Source organism: Microvirga pakistanensis, assembly GCF_004458765.1.
GTDB classification, from domain to species: Bacteria; Pseudomonadota; Alphaproteobacteria; order Rhizobiales; family Beijerinckiaceae; genus Microvirga; species Microvirga pakistanensis.
This window is the reverse complement of the sequence record NZ_SPJX01000126.1, coordinates 1-223: the sequence shown is the minus strand read 5'-3', so window position 1 is coordinate 223 and position 223 is coordinate 1. Positions and strand designations below refer to the sequence as shown.

Sequence of the window (223 nt, the reverse complement as noted above, 5' to 3'; positions counted from 1 at the left end):
GGCATGCCCGGCCAGCCGATGCACTACGTCGTGCCGGCCAAGAGCGCGAACAAGGAGCTCGCCGAGAAATTCGTGGCCCTCGCCACGAGCCCGAAGGTGCAGGCCGAGGGAATCGTCAAGCGCTTCAACTGGTATCCGGGCATCGATGCCCAGCATGTTCAGGCGAATCTCGACAAGGAGACCTGGGCCAAGCTCTTCACGGATATCTCGCCCGAGGAGCTGG

Annotated in this window: 1 pseudogene; it reads left to right on the top strand. The window is 63.2% G+C overall.

From position 1 onward, the window contains the following. Nucleotides 1-223 (top strand): annotated as a pseudogene (locus E4K09_RS04345) (extracellular solute-binding protein); the annotation flags it as partial.